Below are 24,360 nucleotides of genomic sequence, written 5' to 3' on the forward strand. Positions count from 1 at the left end.
CCCTACCGGCCGGTACGGCCGCAGTTCGCGACCGGGCGTCCCGGCGGACCAAGACGGCCCGCACGCGCGCCTGCTACCCGGGAACGAGCACCGACCAGGCGGCGGGCTCGACCCGCCACGTGCGCGCGCCCCCCATCTCGCCCAGCTCTCCGTCCGCGTCGACGGCGACCGCGGCGCCCGAGATCCGGACCTCCCGGCCCCGCGCCACCAGGACGTCGGGCCGGTCGGCGTGCCGGCCGGTCGCCAGCGCCGCCCCGAACGCGACCCGGGCCGCCGGCCCGGTCGCGGTGCTGACGACGACGTCGAGCAGTCCGTCGTCGGGCTCGGCGTCCGGAGCCAGCGCCGACCCACCGCCGATGGTGCGGCCGTTGCAGACGCCGAGCATGAGGACGGCGCAGCTGCCGTCGGCCGCCCACTCCCCCGAGGTCGCGATGCGACCGTCGATCTCCACGCGGAGGTTCCAGCCCGAACCCGACAGCCCGGCGATCGCGGCACCGAGGGGATACGCCGCCGCACCCAACCGCCCCTTCAGGCGGACCGCCTCGGCGGCGGCCTCGGCCCCGACGCCGGCGTGGACGGCGTTGACGACGATGCCGCCGGCGTCGTCGCGGAGCAGGTCGATCCGGCGCGCGGTTCCCGCGAGGACCGCCGCGGCGCCCTCCACCGGATCCAGCGGCAACCCGAGGGAGCGGGCCAGGTCGTTGCCGGTGCCGCAGGCGATGATCCCGATCGGCTCGTGCGGGGCCAGCAGGCCCAGGCGGTCCAGGGCCGCCACCACGGCGTGCACCGACCCGTCGCCGCCCAGGGCGACGATCCGGCGGCCGTCGTTGCTCTTCAGGACGTCGTCGAGCTCGGTGGCGCTCCCGGTCGCGGCCACGACCACGTCGGCGCCCGTGCGCAGCTCGGTCAGCGCCGCCTCGACCGCGTCGTCCTGCGCCGTGCCCGCCGCGCGGTTCACGACCAGCAGCAGAGCGGGGGTGTCGCGCACAGCGCCTCCTGCCTGTCGTCGGGAACCGTCGGAACGCCACGAGCCGGCCCCTCACTGCCCGAAACGCCCCGCAGCGAACACCTCTGTCACCCGACCGGGGCCACCGCCCCCTGCATCGGGGCATCGGCCACCTGCGGCACGGCGTCCGCCGGACCAACCTGCCGAGCGCGCCGGCACCGTGCGGTCGCCGACCGGAGGCGGGCAGAGGAAGGTGGGCCGCACATCAGCTCATGGCCGTGCGCGGCCGGGAAGGAGCAGGCGTGGGACGGGTCCACCTGCTGGCCACGGGAGGAACCATCGCCAGCCGGCAGGGGCCGGGCGGCCTCGCGGCTGCCACGCCCGCCGCAGAGCTGTTCGCCGCAGCCGGACCGCTTCCCGGACTCACCGTGACGACGAGCGACCTGGGCACCGTCGGCAGCTTCGCGTTCACGACGACGGACCTGCGGGAACTGGTGGCCGAGGCCCGCCGGTGTCTGGCCGAGGGGGTGGACGGCGTCGTCGTCACGCAGGGCACGGACACCATGGAGGAGACCGCGTTCTTCACCGACCTCGTGCACGACGATCCGCGCCCGATCGTCTTCACCGGGGCGCAGCGCCCGTTCGACGCCCCGGCCCCGGACGGTCCGGCCAACCTCGCCGATGCGCTGCGCGTCGCCGCCTCCCCGTCCGCCCGTGGTCTCGGCGCCCTGCTCTGCTTCGACGGCGTCGCCTTCGCCGCCCGCGGGGTGCGCAAGATCGACACCCTCCGCAGCGGAGCCTTCGGAGCGCCCGGGCGAGGGCCGGTGCTCCGGCTGGCCGGCGACTCGGTGCTGCCGCTGACCCGGCCGGTGCGCCCGGCCGCCCTGCCCCTCGACCTGGCCGCCGACCTGCCCCGCGTCGACGTCATCGCCTGTTACCTGGGGGCGGACGCCGGCCTCCTGCGCGCCGCGGTGGCCTGCGGCGCCGCCGGTCTGGTGCTCGAGGCGTTCGGCGCCGGCAACGTCCCCCCGGCGATCTCCGAGACGGTGGAGCAGCTCGTCTCCGACGGCGTCCCGGTGCTCGTCTGCTCGCGGGTGCCGTCGGGTCCGGTCGTCCCCCTCTACGCCGCAGGGGGTGCCCGTCTGGCGCGGGGCGGAGCCGTCTTCGCCGCCGACCTCAGCCCGTGGCAGGGCCGGCTGCTCCTGGCTGCGGCCCTCGCCGTCGCGCCGGAGGATCCGCGGCGCGCGCTGACCCAGCAACTCGCTCTCTGATGCCTCGCCGCACCCGGCCCGGGCACGCGGCCCATCACCGGAAGGGACCGGAACGATGAGCAAGGAGATCCTCGTGGCCTTCGGCGTCGACATCGACGCGGTCGGCGGCTGGCTCGGTTCGTACGGCGGGGAGGATTCCCCGGACGACATCTCCCGAGGCGTGTTCGCCGGCGAGGTCGGCGTTCCCCGACTCCTCGAGCTGTTCCAGCGCAACGGCCTGACCCAGACGTTCTTCTGGCCGGGGCACTCGATCGAGACGTTCCCGGTGCAGTTCGACGCCTGCGTCGCGGCGGGCCACGAGATCGGCGTGCACGGCTACAGCCACGAGAACCCGATCGCGATGAGCCGGGAGCAGGAGCAGGCCGTGCTCGACCGCTGCATCGAGATCATCGGGACGAGGACCGGGCGGCGCCCCACCGGCTACGTCGCCCCCTGGTGGGAGTTCAGCGGCGTCACGAACGAACTGCTGCTCGAGCGCGGCATCACGTACGACCACTCGCTCATGCACCGGGACTTCGAGCCGTACTACGTCCGGGTGGGCGACTCGTGGACGAAGATAGACTACGCGCAGCCTGCGGACAGCTGGATGAAGCCGCTGGTCCGCGGGGACGAGACCGACCTGGTCGAGATCCCGGCCAACTGGTACCTCGACGACCTGCCGCCGATGATGTTCATCAAGTCCAGCCCGAACAGCCACGGCTTCGTCAACCCGCGGGACATCGAGCAGATGTGGCGCGACCAGTTCGACTGGGTGCACCGCGAGCTGGACTACGCGGCCTTCACGATGACCATCCATCCCGACGTCTCCGGACGCCCGCAGGTGCTGCTGATGCTCGAGCGGCTGATCGAGCACATCAACGGGCACGACGGCGTCCGCTGGGCCACGTTCGACGAGATCGCCGACGACTTCCTCAGCCGCTTCCCCCGCCCCGCGAGGCGGTGATCAGCCGCGCGGGCCAGCCGGACCGGTCCGGCCCTGCCGACGGCACCCGTCGACCGTCGGGTGCCGTCGGAACGGTCAGTCGGTGGCGGGCCGGGCGGCGCGGTAGGCGCCGCCACCGTCGAGGGGTGCCCCGGCGGGGCGGTGCGCCCGCTCCTCTTCCTGGTGCTCCAGCCGGCGCGCGAAGACCACCGTGCCGACGAGGAACAGGCCGGAGATGATCAGCACGACGGCGCTGAACGCGTTGACGAACGGCAGCTCCACGCCGATCAGGGCGAGAATGCCCAGCGCGACGAGCACGAGGGCGGCGAGAACGGCGCCGGCTGCCCGCCAGGGGCTCCTGCCGACCTCCTCGATGCCCTGCTCGGCCTTGTCCTTGGCGTAGTCCAGCGGCTTCCTGGCCCAGGAGAAGCGGGTGGCCAGCACGGCGAGACCCGCCGCCACGAGCACGAAGCCAGGTCCGGGCAGGACGAGTAGGGCGATTCCGGCGAGGGTCAGCAGGCCGCCCAGGACGGCGACGACAGCGGTCTTCACCGTTCGGTTGTGCCCCGCACAACTGGGTTTCATGCAGCGGAGTCCGAGCGTCGAGCATGTGCGCGTCGCGGCACCGACCGCAGCGGTCACCGGGACGCCGGAGACCTCGTTCCGGCGCGGCGCCGGATCCGGCTGGCCTCGGCCAGCTCGGCCAGCATCCGCTCGGTCGTCGGGAGATCGACACAGGCGTCGGTGACGCTCCTGCCGTAGTGCAGCGACCCGGGGTCCCGGCGGTCCAGGTCCTGCCGTCCCGCCACCAGGTTGCTCTCCACCATCACGCCACGGATCGCCCGCTCGCCGGCCGCCACCTGCCCGGCCAGGTCCTGCACGACGTCGATCTGGCGCAGGTGGTTCTTCTGGCTGTTGCCGTGGGAGGCGTCGACCACGATCACCTCCGGCAGACCCCGCTCCGACAGCTGCCGCTTGGTGTCGGCGATGTGGGCCGCGGCGTAGTTGGGGCCGTCCTTGGTGCCACGCAGGATCACGTGGGCCGTGTCGTTGCCGGTCGTCGACAGCTGGGCGCTGACCCCGTGGTGGTCGACGCCCAGGAACTCGTGCGGCGCCCGGGCCGTCCGGACCGCCTGGATCGCCGTCTCGATGCTGCCCTCGGGCGAGTTCTTGAAGCCGATGACCGAGGAGAAGCCGGACACCCGTTCCCGGGCGGTCTGGTCGGTGACGTTGCGCGCGCCGACGCCGTTGTAGGTGACCAGCCCGTTGACGTACTGCGGCGTCAGCGCGTTCAGCGGCTCGGCCGCCACGGGTACGCCCAGGGCGGTGATGCGGCACATGAGCATCCGCGTCGCCACCAGCCCGACGCTGATGCGGCTGGAACCGTCCAGGAACGGGTCGTAGGCAAAGCCCTTCCAGTCGACCTCCGTCCGCGGCTTCTCGGTGTAGGTCCGCATCAGGATCTCCAGGTCATCGCCGTGCCGCTCCCGCATGCGGGCGATGAATTGGGCGTACTCGAGCGCGGCGACCGGGTCGTGGATGGAGCAGGGCCCGGCGATGACGACCAGCCGGTCGTCGGAGCCCTCGACGATGGCGGTCACCGCGCGGCGCCCGGCCCGGGTGGTGGCGGCGGAGGCGGCCGGCAGCCGGACGACGGTCGCGACCGCGGCCGGCGTGACGACGACGCTCAGGCCGGTGATCCGGGCGTTGACCAGGTCGGACAGGTCGACGTCGTTCGCCGGCTCGACGCCCAGTCGCTGCTGGACCTCGGGCAGCAGCCGGGCCAGCGTGGCATCGATCTGCCCGTTGACCTGCGTCTGGACGGCCAGCAGCTGATCGGCGATCCGCGTCGCGACATCCAGGATCTCGTCAGCCGGAATGGGGGGCCTCCTCCGTCGTTGCACCTTCCCGAGCCAACCACAGCTCCCGTGGGAGGGGGACGCCGACGAGCAGCCTGCCGCACGCGGGGGCCGCCGCGGGCGCCCTGTGCCAGGCTGGCAGCGTGTTCTTCCTCTTCGGCTTCGGGACCAGACAGAAGGATCTCGGCCCCGGCGAGGTCCGCACCTGCCCGCGCTGCGGCAACACCTCGCGGTGGACGCGGATCCGGCAGTTCCGGCAGTTCTCGGTGTTCTTCGTGCCGGTGCTGCGGTGGAAGCGACGGCAGCTGGAGGTCTGCGGGATCTGCGGCACCGCGGTCCCGGTCGGCGGCTGACCCGCGCCGAGCCGTCGTTCGCGCCCGAGCCGGCGTCCGGCGCAGCTGACCTGACCGTCTCTCCGGGGCCTCCGACGGCAGAGTCGGATCCGCCCGGCCGGTCAGGGCCGGACCGGCGTCAGGGTGAACGCGCGGCCGGGCCGGTAGGGCTCCCGGTCGAGCGCCGCGGAGCGGATGCCCGGGTCGACGGCGCGCATGGCGGCCAGCACCGCGGAGACGACGTCCGGGGTGATCCGGGCGCGGTCGCCGTCCCCGACCTCGATCCGCACGTCGTCCTCCCGGAGGCGGCAGCGCACGACCGCCGCACCGGTCCGCGCGGTCAGCACGGCCTCCCCCACCTCGACGGCGTGCAGCCGGACCGCGGTCACCGCCGTGCCGGTGTAGAGCCGGCTGGCCAGGCAGGGGGACGCCGGGAGGTCGGCGTGCTCCAGCCCCAGGTCGCGGGCCATCGCCCGGACGTCGGCCTTGCCCGCCCCGATCTCGACGTAGGGGTGCCGCACCCCGTGCTCGGCCGCGGCGCGCAGTCCGGGCCGGTACTCGCCGAGGTCGTCGACGTTCGCCCCGCTGAGCAGCGTGTGCGTTCCGCCCACCGCCTCGACGAGGTCGGACATGGCGTCGTAGAGGTGGGACTTGCAGACGAAGCACCGGTCGAGCGGATTGCTGAGGTACCGCCCGTCCTCGAACTCCCGGGACCGCACGATGCACAGGTCCCACTCCTCCGCTGCGGCCGCCTCCAGCACCCGCGCGGTGGCCGCGGCGGGCACCGCCGGCGTGACGCTGTGCACGACCAGCGTCGTGCCCGGTCCGGCGCGGTGCGCAGCCGTGGCGAGGGTCAGGCTGTCGATCCCGCCGCTGCAGGCGATCGCCCGATGCGGCAGTGCGGCCAGCCAGCGCAGCAGCTGCGGCGTCATGCGGGAACCTCCCTCCAGCGGCCGAACGGGTCCGCCGTCCTCATCGCAGCACCCGGCCGAGCGGTTGCCGCTGGTCTCCGCCCCCGCGCTCCGGTCGTCGGCCTGCCGAGCCGTGCGCGTCCACCACCGTCGACAGCGCCGCGGCCGGGACGCCGCGGCCGTCGGGCCGCGGCCAGTGCACGCTGACCTCGTCGATCCCGGCCTCGGTCAGCCGGCCCAGCGTGTCCGCGTACCGCTCCCGGCTCTCGAACGGCCAGTGCATCTCCAGGCCGAACTGCGCGCTGCGCCGGACTGCGTCGGCGGCACGCCCCTCGGCTGACAGCGCGTCGGTCAGCCGCCGCGACTGGTCGGCGACGGCGGCGAACCACTCCTTCGGCGCCACCGACGGGCCGTAGGGCCCGTAGGTCACCCAGCCCTGCCCGTACCGGGCGGCCAGCCGGAGCGCGCGCGGCCCGGTGGCGGCGACGGTGAACGGCAGCCGTGGCTGCTGCACGCAGCCGGGGAGCTGGTGGGCGTCGACCGCGGTGTACCGCGGTCCCTGCACCGTCGTCACCGGTTCGCGCAGCAGCTGGTCGAGGAGCCCGAGCCACTCGGCGAAGCGCTCGGCCCGCTCCGCACGGGACAACGGCTCCTCGCCCAGGACGAGCGCGTCCGGGCCCTCCGTACCGGCGCCGACGCCGACCTCCAGTCGCCCGCCGGTGAGCTGGTCGAGGGTCACCAGCTCCTTGGCGAACGGCACGGGGTGCCGGAAGTTCGGGGAGGCGACCTGCGTGCCCAGCCGCACCGTCTCCGTGCACATCGCCGCGGCTGCCAGCAGCGGGACGGCGCCGTACCAGGGGCCGTCGGCGAGCAGTGGCCAGGTGAGGTGGTCGTAGGTCCAGACCGCCCGGACGCCGGCCCGCTCTGCCTCCTGGACGTCGGCGAGGAAGCTCGACACCGGATGCCGGTCGGGCAGCACCAGAGCGGCCAGGGTCGGCGTCATCGCCGTCCCGCGTGGGTGAGGAGCTGACCGGATCGGCTGCCGCATCTCTCGGGGGAACGCACGCGGACAGTCTCGCCCACCAGTGTCGTCCCGGCCGCGCGATGTGCGGTGGCCCGCTCTGAAAGGGTGGCGCCGGCACACCGGCAGGTCGGGGAACGGAGCGACGGAACACCCATGGAGACCACGGCGCTGCTGGTCCTCGACCTCTGCGGCACCTTCGCGTTCGCCCTCAACGGCGCCCTCACCGCGCTGCGCGCCACCCGGCTGGACATCGTCGGGGTGGTGACCCTCGGCATGATCACCGCCCTGGGTGGCGGCACGATCCGGGACGTCTTCCTCGACAGCCTGCCCCCGGCCACCTTCCTCGACGGGCGCTACCTGGCCGTGGCCGCCGCCGGCGGGCTGATCGCCTTCGTCGCCGGTTCCCACCTGGAACGGATCAACCGGACGATCAACGTCCTGGATGCCGCCGGGCTGAGCCTGTTCGCGGTCACCGGCGCGCTCAAGGCGGTCGACCTCGGCTTCGGTCCCGCGCAGGCGGTGATCGTCGGCGTCCTCACCGCGGTGGGCGGCGGCACCCTCCGCGACGTGCTGATCCGGCGCGTCCCGTCGGTGCTCACCAGCGGGCTCTACGCCATCCCGGCGCTCGTCGGCGCCACGGCCGTCGTCGTCGTCGAGCTCCTGGATGCGCGGGGACCGATCGCCACCATCGGGGCCGCCACGCTGTGCTTCCTCATCCGCATGGTGGGGGTGCACTTCGACGTGCACGCCCCCGCGCCGCCGGGGAGCCCTCCGCCCGAGGAGGCGTGACGGATCCCGATCAGCCGGCCGCCAGGTCGCGCGCCACGGCACCGGCGGCCGCGGCCAGCGCCCGGGTCCACTCCGGCAGTCGCTCGCGGGAGTACCGCGCCGTGGGCGCGGCGAGGGACAGCGCGGCACCGGGACATCCACCGGCGGGCGGCACGGCGACCCCGACGGCGGTCAGCCCGGCCTCGGTCTCCTGGTCGTTGACGGCGAACCCCCGACGCCGGACCGCGCGCAGGTCCCGCCCGAGCTGCGCCGCCGCGGCCTCGTCCAAGGGCTCCAGGACGGCGGCGAGCTCCGCATCGTCCAGGGTGGCGAGCACCGCCTTGCCGCCCGAGCTGAGATGGGCCGGCAGCGCCCGGCCGGTGCGGTCGCCCACCCGCAGCACCTGATCGCTCTCGACCGTCGCGACGAACCGGACCTCCGTGCCGGCCAGGAGCATGACGTTGGCCGTCTCCCCCACCGCCTCGACCAGCCGGTGCAGGTGCGGCAGGGCGACCTCGCGCAGCCGGGTGACCGACGCCTGCTGCACCGGCCCGCGCCGCAGCACCGGCCCGGCGGCGTACCGGCGGTCGGGCAGCTGCTCGGCGAAGTCGCGGTAGACGAGCATCCCCAGCAGCCGGTGGGCCGTCGAGACGGACACCTCCAGGCGTGCGGCGACGTCGGTCACCCGCATGGCTCCCTCCTGCTGCAGCAGGCTGGCCAGGAGCAGGGCGGAGTCGACGGAGGCGATCGCGTACGCCGGTCGGTTCTTCACTGCAGAAAACCATATCCCCTGCCTGCAGAAATGCGGGACCGTCGGGATCACGAGGCACCGCAGTCACGGATGGCAGGGGACGGACGACGTGCAGTTCTATCTCGACGGCTACCGGCCCGGCGACCCGTTCGTGGCGCAGCCGCACCCCTCGGTCGCGGACCGGCCGGACGACCTGCCCGAGGAGGTCGACGTCCTGATCGTCGGGTGCGGTCCCGCCGGCCTCGTCCTGGCCGCCCAGCTGGCCAGCTTCCCCGACATCAGGACCGCGGTCGTCGACCGCCGGGACGGGCCGCTCGAGGTGGGGCAGGCCGACGGGGTCGCCTGCCGCACGGTGGAGATGTTCGAGGCGTTCGGGCTGGCCGACCAGCTCGTCGCCGAGGGCTACTGGGTCAACGAGGTCTCCTTCTGGCGGCCCGACCCGGAGGACCGGTCGAAGATCGCGCGCACCGGGCGGATCCAGGACGTCGAGGACGGCCTGTCGGAGATGCCGCACGTCATCGTCAACCAGGCGCGGATGCTCGCCTACCTGCGCGGCTTCATGGAGCGGTCGGCCAGCCGGCTGCGGCCGCACTACGGCGTGCACGCCAGCGGGCTCGCCGTCGAGGCCGGCGGCGGGTCCGAGTACCCGGTCACCGTCACGCTGCAGCACCTGGCGGACCTCCAGGAGACGGGACGGACCTCCACGGTCCGCGCCAGGTACGTCGTCGGCTGCGACGGTGCACGCAGCGGCGTCCGGACGGCGATCGGTCGCGAGCTGGTCGGCGACCTGACCAACCAGACCTGGGGCGTCATGGACGTCCTGGCCGTCACCGACTTCCCCGACATCCGCCTGAAGGCCGCCATCTCGGCGGATCAGGGCAGCATCCTGATCATCCCCCGCGAGGGTGGCTACCTGGTGCGTGTCTACCTCGAGCTCGACGCGGTCAGGGACCGGGACATGCTGGAGAACCGCAGCGTCACGCCGGAGAAGCTCACCGCGGTCGCGAACCGGATCCTGCATCCGTACACCCTCGAGGTGAAGGACGTCGGCTGGTGGTCGGTGTACGAGATCGGCCAGCGGCTGTGCGACAAGTTCGACGACGTGCCCGCCGAAGAGACCGGCACGCGCGTCCCCCGGGTCTTCATCGCCGGCGACGCCTGTCACACGCACAGCGCCAAGGCCGGCCAGGGCATGAACGTGTCGATGGCCGATGCCTGGAACCTCGGGTGGAAGCTGGGCGCCGTCCTGCGCGGAACCGCCCGCCCCGAGCTGCTCGACACCTACTCCGCCGAACGCCAGGGAATCGCCCAGGAGCTCATCGACTTCGACCGCGAGTTCTCCCGGATGTTCAGCGCGGCCCCGAAGGAGTCCGGGCCGGCAGAGGGCGGCGGCGTCGACCCGGCCGAGTTCCAGCGCTACTTCGCCGCCCAGGGGCGGTTCACCGCGGGCGTGGCCACGACCTACGCGCCGTCGATGATCACCGCCTCTGCCGAGTTCCAGCACCTGGCGGAGGGTTTCCCCGTGGGGATGCGCTTCCACTCCGCCCCGGTCGTCCGGCTGGCCGACGCGAAGCCGGTCCAGCTCGGGCACGTGGCCCGGGCCGACGGCGCCTGGCGGCTCTACGTCTTCGCCGACCGCGCCGACCCGGCGAGCCCGGACTCGCGGGCCCGGGCGCTGTGCGACTTCCTGGTGTCCGAGAAGTCCCCGATCGCGCGGTACACGCCGGCCGGGGCCGACCCGGACTCGGTCATCGACGTCCGCGCCGTCTTCCAGCAGGGTCACCGCGACCTGGCGGTGGACACGCTGCCGCCCGTGCTGCTGCCGCGGAAGGGCCGGTTCGGCCTGATCGACTACGAGAAGGCCTTCTGCCCCGACCTCACGACCTGCGACGTCGTCGACCTGCGCGGGATCGACCGGAACGCCGGCTGCATCGTTCTCGTCCGGCCGGACCAGTACGTCGCCCACGTCCTCCCGCTGGACGGGCACGAGGAGCTGGCCGAGTTCCTGTCCGGCGTCCTGCTCGACGCCCAGTAGGGACGTCCCGGAGCCCAGCAGGAGCCAGCCGGCCCGCCGTCCCCCGGGCGACGGGCCGGTGTCCGTTCTGGACCCGCGCTTTTCATTTACGCCTTGTAAATCGACATGACATGGTGCACAGTGAGTTCGTGACCGCGGGCACATCGCGTCGTCACCCTCATCGGGTCCGAGAAGCAGTTCGTCCGGCCGGGCAGCTGCCAGGAGCCGACCACCGCAGTGCCGACAGCGACGTCCGAACCCCGAGGTGGCCCATGTCCGTCCCGACTTCTGCGATCGACCTCTTCGCCGACGAGGTGCTGGTCGACCCGTATCCGACCTACGCCGAGCTCCGCGACCTCGGCGGGGTCGTGCACCTGCCCGCGAACGGCGTCTACGCGCTCACCCGCTACGACGTCATCCGCACCGCGCTCGGCGACCCGGAGACGTTCTCGTCGCGGACGATCGGGTTCAACCCGATGGTCAACGAGGCCCTGCAGGGCACCTCGCTCGCCTCGGACCCGCCGGTCCACACCCAGCTCCGCGCGACGCTGACCGAGAACCTGTCCCCCCGGGCCCTGCGGGGTCTGAAGACGCAGATCGACGCCAAGGCCGCAACCCTGGTCGACGAGCTGGTCGCCCGCGGCTCCTTCGACGCCATCGACGCGCTCGCCCGCGTCTTCCCGCTCGAGGTCGTCGCCGACCTGATCGGCTTCACCGGCCAGGTCCGCGACAACATGCTCCGCTGGGGCCAGGCCGCGATGCAGGTCATCGGCCCGATGAACCAGCGGACCGCCGAGAACTTCCCCATCGCCGGCGAGCTGTACGCCTGGTGCTCGAGCGTCACCGCCGAGGACCTCGCGCCCGGCTCGGTGGGCCGCGGCATCTTCGACGCCGAGGCCCGCGGCGACATCCCGCCGAACACCGCGGGGCACATCATCCACCCGTACCTCGGGGCCGGGGTCGACACGACGGTCGCCGCCATCGGCAACATCGTCGCCCTCTTCGGGGCACACCCCGACCAGTTCGACCTGGTGCGCAAGGACCCCTCCCTCGTGCCGGCCGCCTTCGCCGAGGTGCTCCGGTACTGGGTGCCCATCCACGCCTGGGGCCGGCACGTGACGAAGGACGTCGTGATCGACGGCGTCACCGTGCCCGCCGGCTCCCAGGTCGCCCTTCTCCTCGGTGCCGGCAACCGCGACCCGCGCCACTACCAGGACCCGGACGCCTTCCTGGTCGAGCGCAACCCCGTCGACCACCTCTCCTTCGGCTACGGCCCGCACGGCTGCGCCGGGCAGGGCCTGGCGCGGCTCGAGGCGCACGCCGTGATCGAGGCCCTGGCCACCCGGGTCCAGCGCCTGGTCGTGGGCGAGGAGATCCGCGTCCCCAGCAACATCACGCGCAGCATCGAGCAGCTGCCGGTCCTCGACGTGGTGCCGGCATGACCTCGACCGCAGCAGCGCAGGCCCCGACGAAGGGAAGGAACCCGATGAGGATCGCCGCTGATCGCGACCGGTGCGAGGGCCACGGCCTCTGCGCCGACACGGCGCCGGAGGTCTACGACCTCGACGACGAGGCGATCGTGGTGCTCCTCCACGAGGAGGTGCCGCCGGAGCTGGAGCGCAAGGCGGAGGCCGGGGCCCGGGTGTGCCCGGTCGCCGCGCTGCGCGTCGAGGCATGAGCATGCGGCCGGGTCCTGCCGGGAGCATGCGGCCGGGTCCTGCCGGGAGCATGCGGCCGGGTCCTGCCGGGAGCATGCGGCCGGGTCCTGCCGGGAGCATGCGGCCGGGTCCTGCCGGGAGCATGCGGCCGGGTCCTGCCGGGAGCATGCGGCCGGGTCCTGCCGGGAGCATGCGGCCGGGTCCTGCCGGGAGCATGCGGCCGGGTCCTGCCGGGAGCATGCGGCCGGGTCCTGCCGGGAGCATGCGGCCGGGTCCTGCCGGGAGCATGCGGCCGGGTCCTGCCGGGAGCATGCGGCCGGGTCCTGCCGGGAGCATGCGGCCGGGTCCTGCCGGGACCGTGCGGGACGTCGTCGTCGTCGGCGGCTCCATCGCGGCGCTGACCGCGGTGGAGACGCTGCGGATGGAGGACTTCGACGGCCGAATCACCGTGCTCAGCGACGAGGACCTCCCGCCCTACACCCGGGTGCCACTGTCGAAGGGCGTCCTCGCCGGGCGCGAGACCGCCGATGACGTGGTCCTGGCGCCCCTGTCCGCGGAGGTCGACCTGCACCTGCGCACGCCGGCCACCGGGTTGGACACGGACAACCGCGTCGTCCTCACCCCGGCCGGGCCCGTCCCCTATGACGGCCTGGTCATCGCCACCGGCGCGCGCGCCCGGCGCATCGGTACGCCGAACCAGGCCGAGCGGGTGCTGCGCAGCTACGACGACGGCCTGCGGCTGCGCGACCACCTCGGTCGCGCCTCCTCGGTCCTGATCGTCGGCGGAGGCTTCCTGGGGATGGAGATCGCCTCCACCGCGCGCGCCCTGGGCAGGGACGTGACCGTCGTCGACCTGGCTCCCCCGCTCGACCGCCTACTCGGGACGACGGTGGGCGGGCACGTCCGTTCCGTGGCCGAGCAGGCAGGGGTCCGCTTCGTCCTCACGCACGGCGGTGTCCGGCTCCTGGGCGCGCCCTTTCCGACGGCGGTCGAGACCGCCGACGGGCGACGGCTGGAGGCCGACCTCATCGTCTCCGCGGTCGGGGACGTGCCCAACGTCGAGTGGCTGGCGGGCTCCGGCCTGCCGGTCGCCGGCGGGGTGCTCGTCGACGAGCGCTGCCGGGTGAGCCCGCACGTGGTCGCCGCCGGCGACGTCGCGGTCTTCACCACCGGCGACGGCGGCCTCACCCGGATCCCCAGCTGGACCAACGCCGTGGAGCAGGCGCGCTGCGCGGCCAAGGCGCTGCTGCACGGGGACGACGCCCTCGCGTACCGGCCGTCCCGGTACGCCTGGACCGAGCAGTTCGGGCTCGACGTGAAGATGGTCGGCCCGGCGGACCCGCAGGGCGAGCCGGCCGTGCTCGACGGCTCGCTCGACGCCGGCTCGGCACTCCTGGCCTGGCCCGACGCCGGTGCGCCCCGGACCGTCGTCGCGGTCAACCACCACACCCCGCCCGCGAAGCTCAAGCGGCTCCTCAGACCGGCTGCCGTGGCAGCCGCATGACGACCGGACCCGAGAGGACCTCTGCACAGATGAACGGCACGAGCCGACACGTCAACACGGTCCTCGGCCCCGTACCCGCCGACGACCTCGGCGTCGTCGCGGTCCACGAAGCGCTGCTCTCGGTCGTCCCCGGAGCGGAGCACGGCTACGACATCTCGATGGACCGCGCGGAGATCTTCGAGGTCCTCGCCGCAAAGCTCACCGCCTTCAAGGCGGCCGGGGGCGGGACCGTCGTCGACAGCACCGGCATGTTCCACGGCCGCGACACGAAGCTCTACGAGGCCCTGTCCCGCGCCACCGGCGTGCACGTCGTCGCCTCGACGGGCATGGGCCCCGAGGAGAACCTCGGCGGCTACTTCCTCACCCCGCAGACCGACCCGCCGACGCCGTGGCCAGCGGAGAAGTTCGCCGACCTCTTCGGCCGGGAGGTCACCGAGGGCATGGTGGTCCCGCGCGTGGAGCGTCGGTGCTCCGCCGGCCTGGTCGCCACCGCGGCGACCCGCGACGGGGTGACGCCCACCGACGAGAGCCTGTTCCGCGGCGCGGCCCGGGCGGCACTGGCCACCGGCGTCCCGGTCTCGATCCGTTACGGCGCCGACGCCGTCGCCGAGCTGCAGCTGGTCCTGGACGAGGGGCTGCCGGCCGACCGCGTCGTCGTCGGCGACCTCGACCGGACCGAGGCCGTCGCGGCCGGCTGGCCCGCCGCCGTGGCCGAACGCGGCGCCTACGTCGCCGTCGACCACGTCGGCCTGAACGACTCGGACGACCACGTCCGCGACGCCGAGCGGGCCGCCCTGGTCGCCGAGCTCGTCGCGGCCGGGCACGCGGAACGCGTGCTGCTCTCGGGCAACGCGATCGGGGTCGCGAAGGGGCACCCCGCGTACGAGCTGCCCTACGCGCACGTGCTCACCGCCTTCGTCCCGCTCCTCGCGTCGCACGGGGTCGCGGACGAGGACATCCAGCGCGTCCTGGTCGCCAACCCGCGCGACCTGCTCGCGGTGCGCTGAGCCGGATCCCAGGAGAGAGGCGAAAGACATGTCCCGTGTGAACACCGTCCTGGGCCCGATCGCGGCCGAGGAGCTCGGCTTCGTCGCCGTGCACGAGCACATCGGCTACGGCATGCCCGGCTCGGAGCTCGACACCCGGTGGTGGAAGACCCCCGAGCAGCGGTACGAGGAGACCGTCCCGAAGCTGCGGCAGTTCGCCGAGCACAGCCAGCCCTACGGCGGCCCGACCTTCGTGGACGCCACCGGCATCTGCAACGGCCGCGACGTCGACTACTACAAGTCGCTCTCGGCCAAGACCGGCGTGCACATCGTCGCGGCCACCGGCTTCGTCGGGGGTGACACCGCGCTGCGCTTCTTCGCCGACGCCCCCGTCGACTACCTGATGCGCCAGTTCGTCCACGAGATCACCGTCGGCATCGGCGACACCGGCAGCCTGGCGGGGATCATCAAGGTCGGGGTGAGCCGGGGCTTCCGGATGAAGGAACTGGACCTGCGCATCTACCGTGCCGCGGCCCGCGCCGCGCTGCTCACCGGGGTGCCGATCTTCACCCACCTCGCCGTCGACGTGGAGCCGGCGCTCGCCGTCTTCGCCGAGGAGGGCCTGCCGCTGGACCGGGTGCTCTTCGGGCACGCCGATGACGGCGTCAGCCAGGGCAAGGTCAACGAGGCCGCGATCCTCGGCGGCGGCGGCCGGATCGGCTTCGACACCTTCGGCTACGACCTCGAGCTGCCCGACCCGCCGTTCTGGGGCCGGCACCGCCGCGAGCGCCTCGAGCACTTCCTCCGGCTGGTCGGCGAGGGCCACGTCGACCAGGTGCTTGCCTCCGCGGACGCCAATTGCAGCCCGCTCGGCTGGCCCGGCGTCAAGGGCCACACCGTCAACTACATCTTCGAACAGCTCATCCCCGACCTGCAGGAGGAAGGCGTCGACGAGGCCACGATTTACCGGATCTTCGTCACCAACCCCGCCGACTTCCTGACCCTCACGACGAACTGAGAGAGCACAGCCATGAACATCAAAGACCTGAAGATCGCCGTCGTGGGTGCGGGGTACGGCGGCGCTGCCGTGGCCAAGGGCCTGAGCCTGCACGGCGTCGACGTCACGGTGTACGAGCAGGCCGGCGGGATCGCCGAGGTGGGGGCCGGCATCGGCCTGCGCCCGTCGACCATGGACCTCTTCCGCCGCTGGGGCATCTTCGACGCCATCGCCCGCGTCAGCTCGCCCAGCGACTACTTCGAGATCCTCACCGCCACCGGCGACCCGATCGCCAAGGACTCCTGGCCGGGCATGGACGACTACGCGGTGAGGACGCACACCCACCTCATCCACCGCGGCGACTTCATCGACGCGCTCACCGGCGTGCTGCCCGAGGGCATGATCCGGCTCGGCTCCAAGCTGGAGAGCGTCGAGGACCGCGGGGCGACCACCGTGCTCCGCTTCTCCAACGGCGAGACCGTCGAGGCCGACCTGGTCATCGGCGCCGACGGCATCAAGTCCACGGTGCGCCAGCAGCTGTTCGGCGACCACGAACCGGTGTTCGCCGGGGAGCACGCCTATCGCGTGGTCATCCCCACCAGCGCGTGCCACGGCATGGTCGTCGACGACAACCTCCGCATGTACATCGGCCGCGGCACGAAGGTCTACCTGCTGCCGCTGCGGCACCGCGACGGGCTGTCCTTCGACGTCACCGCCCTGGACGCCGACGGCACCTGGGCGCCGCAGGTGACCAAGGAGGACCTGCTGGCCAAGGTGGAAGGGTTCGACGAGCGGATCGTCGCCATCGCCCGCGACCTGGACCTCGCCACCGTGAACGTGCGCGCGGTCTACGACATCGATCCGGTCGACACCTGGCACACCGGCTCGGCCACCCTGCTGGGCGACTCGGCGCACGCGATGCTGCACCACCAGGGGCAGGGTGCGAACTCGGCGATCATGGACGCCGGCGCGCTGGTCGACGCCCTGCTGGACGCTGACTCCGTCCCCGCCGCGCTGGCCGCGTTCCAGGCCGAGCGGAAGCCGGTCACCGACGAGCTGCAGGCGATCTCCCGCTCCGGCTGGACCGACGACGAGCTCGACGATGCCTTCCCCGGCCAGAAGCCCGCGGCGCAGGCCGCCCGATGAGCCTGCACCCGCAGATTGCCGCAGCGCTGGCCTCCATGCCGGCGCCCCCGCCCGGGCCGCTGGACCCGGTGGCGATGCGCGCCGGCGAGGAGGCGCATGTCCTGCCCGTCGCCGAGCGTCTTCCCCTGCACGCCGTCCAGGACCGCACGGTGCCGACGCCGGCCGGCGACGTGCCGGTGCGGATCTACACGCCTGCCGAGGCCGACTCGTACGGCCTGCTCGTGTACTTCCACGGCGGCGCGTTCTTCCTCGGCAGCCTGGAGACCCACGACCACGTCGCGCGGAACCTGGCGGCCGAGACGGGCCTCCGCGTCGTCTCCGTCGGGTACCGCCGGGCGCCGGAGGCGGCGTTCCCCGCGGGACTGCAGGACTGCTACGGCGTCGTGCGCTGGGCCGCCGAGCACGGCGCCGACCTGGGGTGGGACGGCGACACGCTCGCCGTCGCCGGTGACAGCTCCGGCGGCACCTTCGCCGCGGCGGTCGCCGCCATGGCCCACGACGACGGCAACGACACGATCACCCACCAGGTGCTCCTCTACCCGTCGCTGGACCTGGACTTCGACGTCGACCGCTACGCGTCTCTGCGGGAGAACGCGGAGGGCTACGGCCTGGAGACGGCGGGGCTGAAGCCGTTCAACGCCTTCTACCTCGACAGCGGCGCCGACCCGGACGACCCCTTGGTCTCCCCGACCAAGCGGGCCGACCTCACCGGGCTGCCCCCGGCGCTGGTCGTCACGGCCGAGCACGACCCGATGCGCGACGAGGGCGAGCTCTACGGCCGGCGGCTGGCCGACGTCGGGGTGCCGGTGACCGTCTCGCGATACGCCGGCGCCGGACACGGCTTCGTGCAGCACTTCTCGTGGATCCCGGAGTACGCCCGGGTGTACCGGGAGATCGCCGACTTCGTGCACGGGCGGTGACGGCGGTGGGCGTGCCGATCCACCCGCTGGTCTCGCCGTGGGGCCGGTTCGGGCTCTACAGCTTCTACATCGACGCCCCGGGACCGGCGATCGTCGACACCGGGATCGCCTCGTCCCCGGCCGAGGGCATGGCGCCCGCGCTGGCGGCCCTGGGCCGCCGGATCGAGGACGTGCGCTGGATCCTGCTCACTCACGGGCACATCGACCACGTCGGCGGGGCGCACGCCCTCTGGGAGCTCACCGGCCGGCGCGCGCAGGTCGTGATCTCCGAGGCCGACGCACCGCTGCTGCGCTCCCGGCGGGCACACGTGCAGAACTACCTGGACGTGCGCGCGCAGTACCTGGGCGATCCCGAGGCCGAGGCGAAGCAGACCGCCATGGCCGCCGGCGCGATCTCCGGCGAGATGGAGCCGCACGTGCTGGTCCGCGGCGGCGAGACGCTGTCCCTGGGCGGCGACGTCACCGTCTCGGTGCATGCCATCCCTGGCCACACGGCCGGGTCGGTCGCCTACGTGGTCGACGGCCAGGACGACGTCTTCGTCGGCGACGCCGTGCAGGTGCACGGGGCCGCCAACGGGTTCCCGGGATACGAGGACCCACGCTCCTACCGCGCGAGCCTGGAGCATCTGCGCGACGTCGTCCGTCCTCGGCACCTGTACCTGGGCCATCCGTACCGCACGGCCGAGGGCGTGCCGTACGGCGTCGAGCTCGACCGCGCGCAGGCGCAGGAGGCGCTGCAGGGCAGTTTCGACGTCGAGGCTCGCGTCGCTGCGGCGGCCGCCCGAGCGCTGGCCGACGGTCTGGAGCAGACCGATTCGCCGTACTCGCCGTTCGCCCGCGTCGCCGAGGAGGTCGGTTACGCCGGCGACCCCACCCTCGAACCGTCCCCGTTCTTCACCACCCTGCACGGCTACAAGGAGCTGCACTCACATGGCTGACATCCGCCAGGTCCAGGCCGGCACGCAGACGATCGCCGTCCGCAAGGACCTCCGGGTCCCGATGCGCGACGGCGTCACGCTCGCCGCCGACGTCTACTCCGGCGTCGAGGACACCCCGCGCCCGGCGCTCGTCGCGCTCAGCCCGTACGGCAAGGAGCTGCAGGCGCTCGCGCTCACCATGCCGCCGCAGCGCCGGCCCAGCCCGATGTGGGACGGCTGCATCGAGGCCGGCGACATCGCCCGCGTCGTCGGTGAGGGCTACGCCCACGTGATCGGCGATCTGCGCGGGTCGGGGGCCTCCGACGGCGCGCACATCGGCAACTACAACGCCGGCGGTGTGCCCTTGGGCCAGGACGCCTACGACGTCATCGAGTGGGTTGCCGAGCAGCCGTGGTGCGACGGCAACGTCGGCATGATCGGCATCTCCTACTACGGCTCGATGCAGGTGCTGGCCGCCGCCGAGCGCCCCCCGTCGTTGAAGGCGATCTTCGTCTCCGGCGGTCACTTCGACTTCTACGAGACCACCTACCACGGCGGGATCATGTGGTTCATGCCGCGCGCGGCCCGCGAGGGCCGCGGGGGCGACTCCGGCTGGGCGTTCACCGACCGGATCACCTCTCGCGTGCTCGAGACCTACTCCCCCGTGGACGTCGCGCAGCGGGTCGCCAAGCGGTTGCGGGACCCGGACGTCGCCGCCTGGCCGAACCTGGTGCACGTCCTGAACTACCCGAAGCACCACGAGGCGTGGTTCGACATCGTGCTCAACGAGCTCGACGGCGAGTGGTACGAGGAGCGCAACCCGGTCAACCTCGCCCGGAACATCGACATCCCGGTCTACCTGCAGATCGACCAGGGCCGCGGCTGGACCGTCGACGGCCACATCGAGCTGTTCGAGACCCTGACCGGTCCCAAGAAGCTCGTCATCGGCTCCTACCCGCCCATGCAGTCGCGCCCCTGGGTCGAGGAGCACGACGAGATGTTCCGCTGGTACGAGTACTGGCTCAAGGGCGTCGACAACGGGGTCATGGACGAGCCCGCGGTGAGCGTGTTCGTGGAGGGCTCCCGCGAGGTGGTCACCGCCGGGCAGTGGCCGCCGAAGGACGTCGAGTACCGCTCGCTGCACCTGCGTCCGCGCCGGAAGCTCTCCTCTGCGCCGGAGCCGATGGGCCCCGAGCACGCCGCACCCGACGGCTTCTACCAGGCCCCGCTGACCGTCACCGACAAGGTCGAGATCCTCAGCTGGAGCACCGCTCCGTTCGAGGAGCCCACGGAGATGATCGGGTCCGGTGCGGCGCACCTGTTCGCCGAGATCGACCAGCCGGACACCAACTTCATCCTGCGCATGTGGGACGTCGCCCCGAAGGGCAGCCGTCAGCTGATCACCACCGGCTACCTCAAGGCCTCGCACCGCGAGCTGGACGAGGAGCGGACCACCGAGGGGAACCCGTACCACCCGCACACCCGCGCGGTTCCGGTGGAGCCGGGCGCCATCGAGGAGTACGTGCTGCGGCTCTACCCGTTCGCGGCCACGTTCCGGCCGGGGCACCGGCTGGTGGCGGAGCTGTCCTGCGACGAGCCGCTGGCCGACGACCACAACTCCCTCTTGCCGCCGGACGCCTTCCACCTCCCGGTGGGCCGGCCGGTCACGCACAAGATCTACCGCGACGCGCTCCACCCGTCCCGGCTCGTGCTGCCGTTCACGACACAAGAAGCCACGACACAGGAGGCAAGGCATGTGTGACGTCATCGCCCAGGTGGCAGGGGATCCCTCCCTGCCCGAGTCCAACCGGCGTGCGTTTCTCAAGGTGCTCGGTACCACCGCCGCCGCGGGTGGCCTCATGGCGGCCGGGGTGAGGCCGGCGTCAGCCGGGGGCCCGCGGCAGCACGGCCGCGGACGCCTGGGGAGGACCCGCCTGGTCCTGCTCGGCACCGCGGGGGGACCGGGGTTCCTGGAGGGCGAGCGGTTCGGCATCTCGACGGCCGTCGCGTTCGACGACCGCGTGTACGTGGTCGACCTGGGACTCGGCTCACTCCTGCGCCTCCGGCAGAGCGGGCTGTCCGGCCCCACCGGCATGGCCACGGCGCTCACGAACGTGCGGGGCATCTTCTTCACCCACATGCACAGCGACCACCTGATGGACTGGCCGGCCACCTACGCCACCGGGCCCATCAACACCGCCGGCCGTGATCGAGCGGCTCCGCCCATCCGCGTATTCGGCCCCGGCGACCGGGGCACCCTGCCCGCCTACCGGGGCCTGGCCGGCGACGTGGCGCCGCCGCTGTTCCACCCGGAGGACCCCACCCCCGGGATCGAGGCCATGACCGGATACCTGATGAAGGCCTGGGCCGCCGACTTCAACGACCGCGCCCGCGACACCGCCTTCGCGCCGCCGCAGAACCTCTTCGACGTCCAGGACATCGATCTGACCGGGACGTGGGCGATCGACGAGGAAGGCGTGCCGCCCCGCATCGCGCCGTTCGAGGTGTGGACCGACGACGAGGTCCGGATCACCGCCACGCTGGTCGACCACCGGCCCACGGCGCCGTCCTTCGGTTTCCGGTTCGACACCCCGGACGGCTCCGTCACCGTCTCTGGTGACACGACCGTGAGCCCGAACCTCATCGACCTCGCGAAGGACACCGACTACCTGGTGCACGAGGTAATCGATCCGCTCTGGGTCGAGCGCCTGGTGCAGACCCTTCCGCCGCACATCGGGGGGCCGCTCGGTGGGCACCTGATCGACAGCCACACGACGATCGAGCAGGTCGGTGCAGAGGTGGCCGAGCCCGCTGGAGCGAAAAACCTCGTGCTCACCCACCTGCTACCGGAAGGCAACCCCAAGGGCCGCTGGCAGCAGGCGCGGCGCGGCTACTCCGGCCGGCTCATCGTCGGCGAGGACCTGATGGAGCTCGGCGTGGGCTGACCGCGCGCCGCGGGCCCGCTCCACTCCGGCCGGGACGTCCAGGAGGACCTGGACGTTCCGGCCGGAGGCATGCCCGCCGACCGCCCTCCCCCGCGCCGTCGACGTCCCGCCGGACGGTTAGACGACTTGCTGACATGTCTGTTGACATGGTGTCCAGTGACCTGCCAACCTGTCATAACTGTTAGCTCCGCCACAACGACGTGCCGCAGGAGGCCGCCGTGCCCGCCGTACCCGCACCCGCCCCGTCGCCCGCTCCCGCGGCGCCACCGGCAGCCCCCGAGGCCCCGGCCGCCCGCGTCAGCGGCCCGTCGGTGGTCGGCACGTTCGTCTCCCGCTTCGCCGTCATCGGCGTGTGGCTGGCGCTCATCGCCCTCTACGGGATCCTCGAACCCGACCGCTTCCTCACCACCGGCACCTTCCAGACCATCTTCAGCAGCCAGCAGACGCTGGTCTTCCTGTGCGCGGCACTGCTGTGCACCATCTGCGTGGGCGAGTTCGTCGATCTTTCCGTGGCCTGGGTCCTCGGTCTGTCGGCCACGCTGCTGCCGGTCCTGGTGGTCGACCACGGCTGGAACGTGTGGGCGGCCTCGCTCGCCGCGATCGTCACGGCCGCCCTGGTCGGGGCGGTGAACGGCTTCCTCGTCGTCCGGCTGGGCGTGAACACCATCGTCGTGACCCTGGGCATGGGCACCCTGCTGCTCGGCGTGGCCCTGTGGCTGACCGACCTGACCACGGTGAGCGGCCTCCCCCGCGAGTTCGGCGAGATCTCGCTGTACCGCGTCGCCGGGCTGCCGGTCTCCTTCTACTGGGGCCTGCTGGTGATGCTCGGCTTCGCCTACGTGCTCATGGCGACCCCGCTGGGTCGCAACATGCGCTTCGTCGCGGCCAATCGCGAGGTGAGCCGGCTCGCCGGCATCCGGGTCGACCGGATCCGCTTCGGCGCCTTCGTGTCGGCCGGTGTGATCGGTGGCCTCGGGGGCGTGCTGTCGGCCGCGGCGGTGGGGGGTTTCGACCCCGGCTCGTCGCAGACCTACCTGCTGCCGACGTTCGCGGCGACCTTCCTGGGCACCGCGATCCTCCTGCCGGGTCGCTTCAACCCGCTCGGCACCTGGATCGCCGTCTACTTCCTCGCCACCGGCATCCTCGGCCTCAACCTCCTCGGCTACACCGGCTGGGTCACCAGCGTCTTCTACGGCGGCGTGCTGGTGTTCGCCGTCTCCGTCTCCACGCTGCTCCACCGCCGCACCGGCTGATCCGCCGTCCGGCACCCGTTCTCCTCCACCCCGGGCACCGACGCCCACGTCGAAAGGTCCACCCATGCGCATCTGCCGCTCCACGATCGGCTCGACCGGCGCCGCCGTCCTCGCCGTCGCGCTGCTCGCCGCCTGCTCCCCCGGCACCACCGCCTTCGACTCCGAGAGCGCGTCCGGTGCGAGCGGAGCTGCCGACGGCGCCCTCGCGGACGTGCAGGCCGACGTCGAGGCGGCGATGGAGCCGCGGGACAGCTTCGAGGTGCCCACTGAGCCGGTCGACCCGTCGGCGCTGGCCGGACAGACCGTCTACTACATCCCGCTGACCGCGCAGAACCGCGTCTTCCAGCTGTACGGCGAGAAGATCGGCGAGGCGCTGGCGACCGTGGGGGTCGATCTGCAGGTCTGCGACGGCGGCGCCAACCCCTCGCAGGTCGGCGGCTGCCTCGAGCAGGCCATCGGGGCCGGCGCCGCGGCGATCGTCACAGACTCCATCCCCTACGGGATGGCGGCCAACGGCATCGAGGCCGCCCGCGCGGCCGGTATCCCGGTGATCATCGGCAACCAGCTTCCCAGCGACGAGCAGCCGGCCGACGAGACGCTCGCCTACGTCAACGCCCCGACGTCGGAGATGGTGGCCACCGTCGCCGACTGGATGACCGTCGACTCCGGCGGCGACGCGACCGTCGTCCTCCAGAAGGTCACCGACAACCCCTCGACCATCGCCTTCGCCGAGGCCGGCGAGGAGGCGTTCGCCGAGAACTGCCCCGACTGCACCGTCGTCGTCAACGAGGTCTCCGCCTCGAACTTCCCGCTCATCCCCTCCTCGACCAGCGCGGCGATCCTGAGCAACCCCGACACCGGCTACGTGCTAAGCGAGTTCGAGGTCTTCGTGCAGCCCACCATCGCCGGCATCCAGCAGACCCCGAACGCGGACCAGATCCAGATCGGCACGGCCGCCGCCTCCCTGGACGGGCTGCAGCAGCTCGCCGACGACCAGCAGCTGCAGGCCGACGTCGCGCAGAACTTCCGCTACCAGGGCTGGGCCACCGCCGATGCCATCTTCCGGCTCGTGGCGGGCCAGGAGGTGCCCGAGTACGACGTCTCCTACCGCCTGTTCACTCCTGCGAACATCGGCGACATCGAGCTCACCGAGGAAGCCCAGGCTTCGGGCGAGTGGTTCGGCCCGACCGACTACGAGCAGGAGTTCGCCGCGCTCTGGGGCCAGAACTGAGCCCG

The 24,360-nt window shown here is 72.7% G+C and carries 23 protein-coding genes; 17 read left to right on the forward strand and 6 right to left on the reverse strand.

The window, feature by feature from the left end; genetic code table 11:
* Window positions 1-73 precede the first annotated feature (73 nt).
* The gene (locus tag BLASA_RS14160) at window positions 74-988 is read right to left on the reverse strand and encodes a diacylglycerol/lipid kinase family protein (protein ID WP_014376864.1); all 915 of its coding nucleotides are present in this window, start codon (window positions 986-988) and stop codon (window positions 74-76) included.
* 260 nt (window positions 989-1,248) lie between these two features.
* Between BLASA_RS14160 and BLASA_RS14165 the strand changes: the two genes are divergently transcribed.
* Window positions 1,249-2,217, forward strand: a complete 969-nt coding sequence (locus BLASA_RS14165) for an asparaginase (RefSeq protein WP_014376865.1) — start codon at window positions 1,249-1,251, stop codon at window positions 2,215-2,217.
* 55 nt (window positions 2,218-2,272) lie between these two features.
* Window positions 2,273-3,160 (forward strand): polysaccharide deacetylase family protein, encoded by an 888-nt coding sequence (locus BLASA_RS14170; RefSeq protein ID WP_014376866.1) that lies wholly within the window; start codon window positions 2,273-2,275, stop codon window positions 3,158-3,160.
* Between the two features lie 75 nt (window positions 3,161-3,235).
* Here the strand turns inward: BLASA_RS14170 and BLASA_RS14175 are convergent, their stop codons facing one another.
* Window positions 3,236-3,691, reverse strand: a complete 456-nt coding sequence (locus BLASA_RS14175) for a PGPGW domain-containing protein (protein WP_014376867.1) — start codon at window positions 3,689-3,691, stop codon at window positions 3,236-3,238.
* Window positions 3,692-3,777: 86 nt separating this feature from the next.
* Entirely contained in the window at window positions 3,778-5,043 is a 1,266-nt protein-coding gene (locus tag BLASA_RS14180) for a 3-deoxy-7-phosphoheptulonate synthase (RefSeq protein ID WP_014376868.1), read from the reverse strand.
* A gap of 98 nt (window positions 5,044-5,141) precedes the next feature.
* Here BLASA_RS14180 and BLASA_RS14185 point away from each other — a divergent pair, with 98 nt between their 5' ends.
* Window positions 5,142-5,351 carry a zinc-ribbon domain-containing protein gene (locus BLASA_RS14185; RefSeq protein ID WP_014376869.1) on the forward strand — a complete coding sequence of 70 codons (210 nt, stop codon included), beginning with the start codon at window positions 5,142-5,144 and terminating at the stop codon, window positions 5,349-5,351.
* A 101-nt stretch (window positions 5,352-5,452) separates the two neighbouring features.
* Here BLASA_RS14185 and BLASA_RS14190 read toward each other — a convergent pair whose 3' ends face one another.
* Together BLASA_RS14190 and BLASA_RS14195 are read right to left on the reverse strand one after the other, a co-directional pair.
* Window positions 5,453-6,262: an ATPase gene (locus BLASA_RS14190; protein WP_014376870.1), complete on the reverse strand. Its 810-nt coding sequence runs from the start codon at window positions 6,260-6,262 to the stop codon at window positions 5,453-5,455.
* A gap of 40 nt (window positions 6,263-6,302) precedes the next feature.
* Window positions 6,303-7,244, reverse strand: coding sequence for an LLM class flavin-dependent oxidoreductase (locus tag BLASA_RS14195; protein ID WP_014376871.1), 942 nt, complete (start codon window positions 7,242-7,244; stop codon window positions 6,303-6,305).
* A 174-nt stretch (window positions 7,245-7,418) separates the two neighbouring features.
* Here BLASA_RS14195 and BLASA_RS14200 point away from each other — a divergent pair, with 174 nt between their 5' ends.
* Window positions 7,419-8,054: a trimeric intracellular cation channel family protein gene (locus tag BLASA_RS14200; protein WP_014376872.1), complete on the forward strand. Its 636-nt coding sequence runs from the start codon at window positions 7,419-7,421 to the stop codon at window positions 8,052-8,054.
* Between the two features lie 10 nt (window positions 8,055-8,064).
* On the opposite strand, the gene BLASA_RS14205 is transcribed toward BLASA_RS14200, so the two are convergent.
* The gene (locus tag BLASA_RS14205; protein ID WP_014376873.1) at window positions 8,065-8,805 is read right to left on the reverse strand and encodes an IclR family transcriptional regulator; all 741 of its coding nucleotides are present in this window, start codon (window positions 8,803-8,805) and stop codon (window positions 8,065-8,067) included.
* Between the two features lie 88 nt (window positions 8,806-8,893).
* Between BLASA_RS14205 and BLASA_RS14210 the strand changes: the two genes are divergently transcribed.
* The 13 genes from BLASA_RS14210 to BLASA_RS14270 all read left to right on the forward strand — a co-directional run bounded on the left by BLASA_RS14210 (window position 8,894) and on the right by BLASA_RS14270 (window position 24,355).
* On the forward strand, window positions 8,894-10,819 hold the full coding sequence (locus BLASA_RS14210; protein ID WP_014376874.1) for an FAD-binding monooxygenase: 1,926 nt from the start codon (window positions 8,894-8,896) through the stop codon (window positions 10,817-10,819).
* A gap of 251 nt (window positions 10,820-11,070) precedes the next feature.
* Window positions 11,071-12,240 (forward strand): cytochrome P450, encoded by a 1,170-nt coding sequence (locus BLASA_RS14215; protein WP_014376875.1) that lies wholly within the window; start codon window positions 11,071-11,073, stop codon window positions 12,238-12,240.
* A 44-nt stretch (window positions 12,241-12,284) separates the two neighbouring features.
* The gene (locus BLASA_RS14220) at window positions 12,285-12,476 is read left to right on the forward strand and encodes a ferredoxin (protein WP_041775778.1); all 192 of its coding nucleotides are present in this window, start codon (window positions 12,285-12,287) and stop codon (window positions 12,474-12,476) included.
* A 314-nt stretch (window positions 12,477-12,790) separates the two neighbouring features.
* Entirely contained in the window at window positions 12,791-13,960 is a 1,170-nt protein-coding gene (locus tag BLASA_RS14225) for an NAD(P)/FAD-dependent oxidoreductase (protein ID WP_197536223.1), read from the forward strand.
* Between the two features lie 29 nt (window positions 13,961-13,989).
* Window positions 13,990-14,967, forward strand: a complete 978-nt coding sequence (locus BLASA_RS14230; protein WP_041775779.1) for an aryldialkylphosphatase — start codon at window positions 13,990-13,992, stop codon at window positions 14,965-14,967.
* Between the two features lie 28 nt (window positions 14,968-14,995).
* Window positions 14,996-15,964, forward strand: a complete 969-nt coding sequence (locus BLASA_RS14235) for a phosphotriesterase (protein ID WP_041775780.1) — start codon at window positions 14,996-14,998, stop codon at window positions 15,962-15,964.
* Between the two features lie 12 nt (window positions 15,965-15,976).
* Complete coding sequence (locus tag BLASA_RS14240; protein ID WP_014376880.1) at window positions 15,977-17,089, forward strand: FAD-dependent oxidoreductase; 1,113 nt, start codon at window positions 15,977-15,979, stop codon at window positions 17,087-17,089.
* Window positions 17,086-18,009, forward strand: a complete 924-nt coding sequence (locus BLASA_RS14245) for an alpha/beta hydrolase (RefSeq protein WP_014376881.1) — start codon at window positions 17,086-17,088, stop codon at window positions 18,007-18,009. Before BLASA_RS14240 ends, BLASA_RS14245 begins: the two co-directional genes overlap by 4 nt.
* Window positions 18,010-18,014: 5 nt before the next feature.
* Window positions 18,015-18,947 carry an MBL fold metallo-hydrolase gene (locus BLASA_RS14250; protein ID WP_041776536.1) on the forward strand — a complete coding sequence of 311 codons (933 nt, stop codon included), beginning with the start codon at window positions 18,015-18,017 and terminating at the stop codon, window positions 18,945-18,947.
* On the forward strand, window positions 18,940-20,688 hold the full coding sequence (locus BLASA_RS14255; RefSeq protein ID WP_014376883.1) for a CocE/NonD family hydrolase: 1,749 nt from the start codon (window positions 18,940-18,942) through the stop codon (window positions 20,686-20,688). The genes BLASA_RS14250 and BLASA_RS14255 overlap by 8 nt, the downstream gene beginning before the upstream one ends.
* Window positions 20,681-21,871, forward strand: a complete 1,191-nt coding sequence (locus tag BLASA_RS14260) for an MBL fold metallo-hydrolase (RefSeq protein ID WP_014376884.1) — start codon at window positions 20,681-20,683, stop codon at window positions 21,869-21,871. The genes BLASA_RS14255 and BLASA_RS14260 overlap by 8 nt, the downstream gene beginning before the upstream one ends.
* 218 nt (window positions 21,872-22,089) lie before the next feature.
* On the forward strand, window positions 22,090-23,124 hold the full coding sequence (locus BLASA_RS14265; RefSeq protein WP_014376885.1) for an ABC transporter permease: 1,035 nt from the start codon (window positions 22,090-22,092) through the stop codon (window positions 23,122-23,124).
* Between the two features lie 64 nt (window positions 23,125-23,188).
* Window positions 23,189-24,355, forward strand: a complete 1,167-nt coding sequence (locus BLASA_RS14270; RefSeq protein WP_014376886.1) for a sugar ABC transporter substrate-binding protein — start codon at window positions 23,189-23,191, stop codon at window positions 24,353-24,355.
* The last annotated feature ends 5 nt before the right edge of the window (window positions 24,356-24,360 follow it).

The sequence above is a fragment of the Blastococcus saxobsidens DD2 genome, from assembly GCF_000284015.1.
GTDB classification, from domain to species: Bacteria; Actinomycetota; Actinomycetes; order Mycobacteriales; family Geodermatophilaceae; genus Blastococcus; species Blastococcus saxobsidens_A.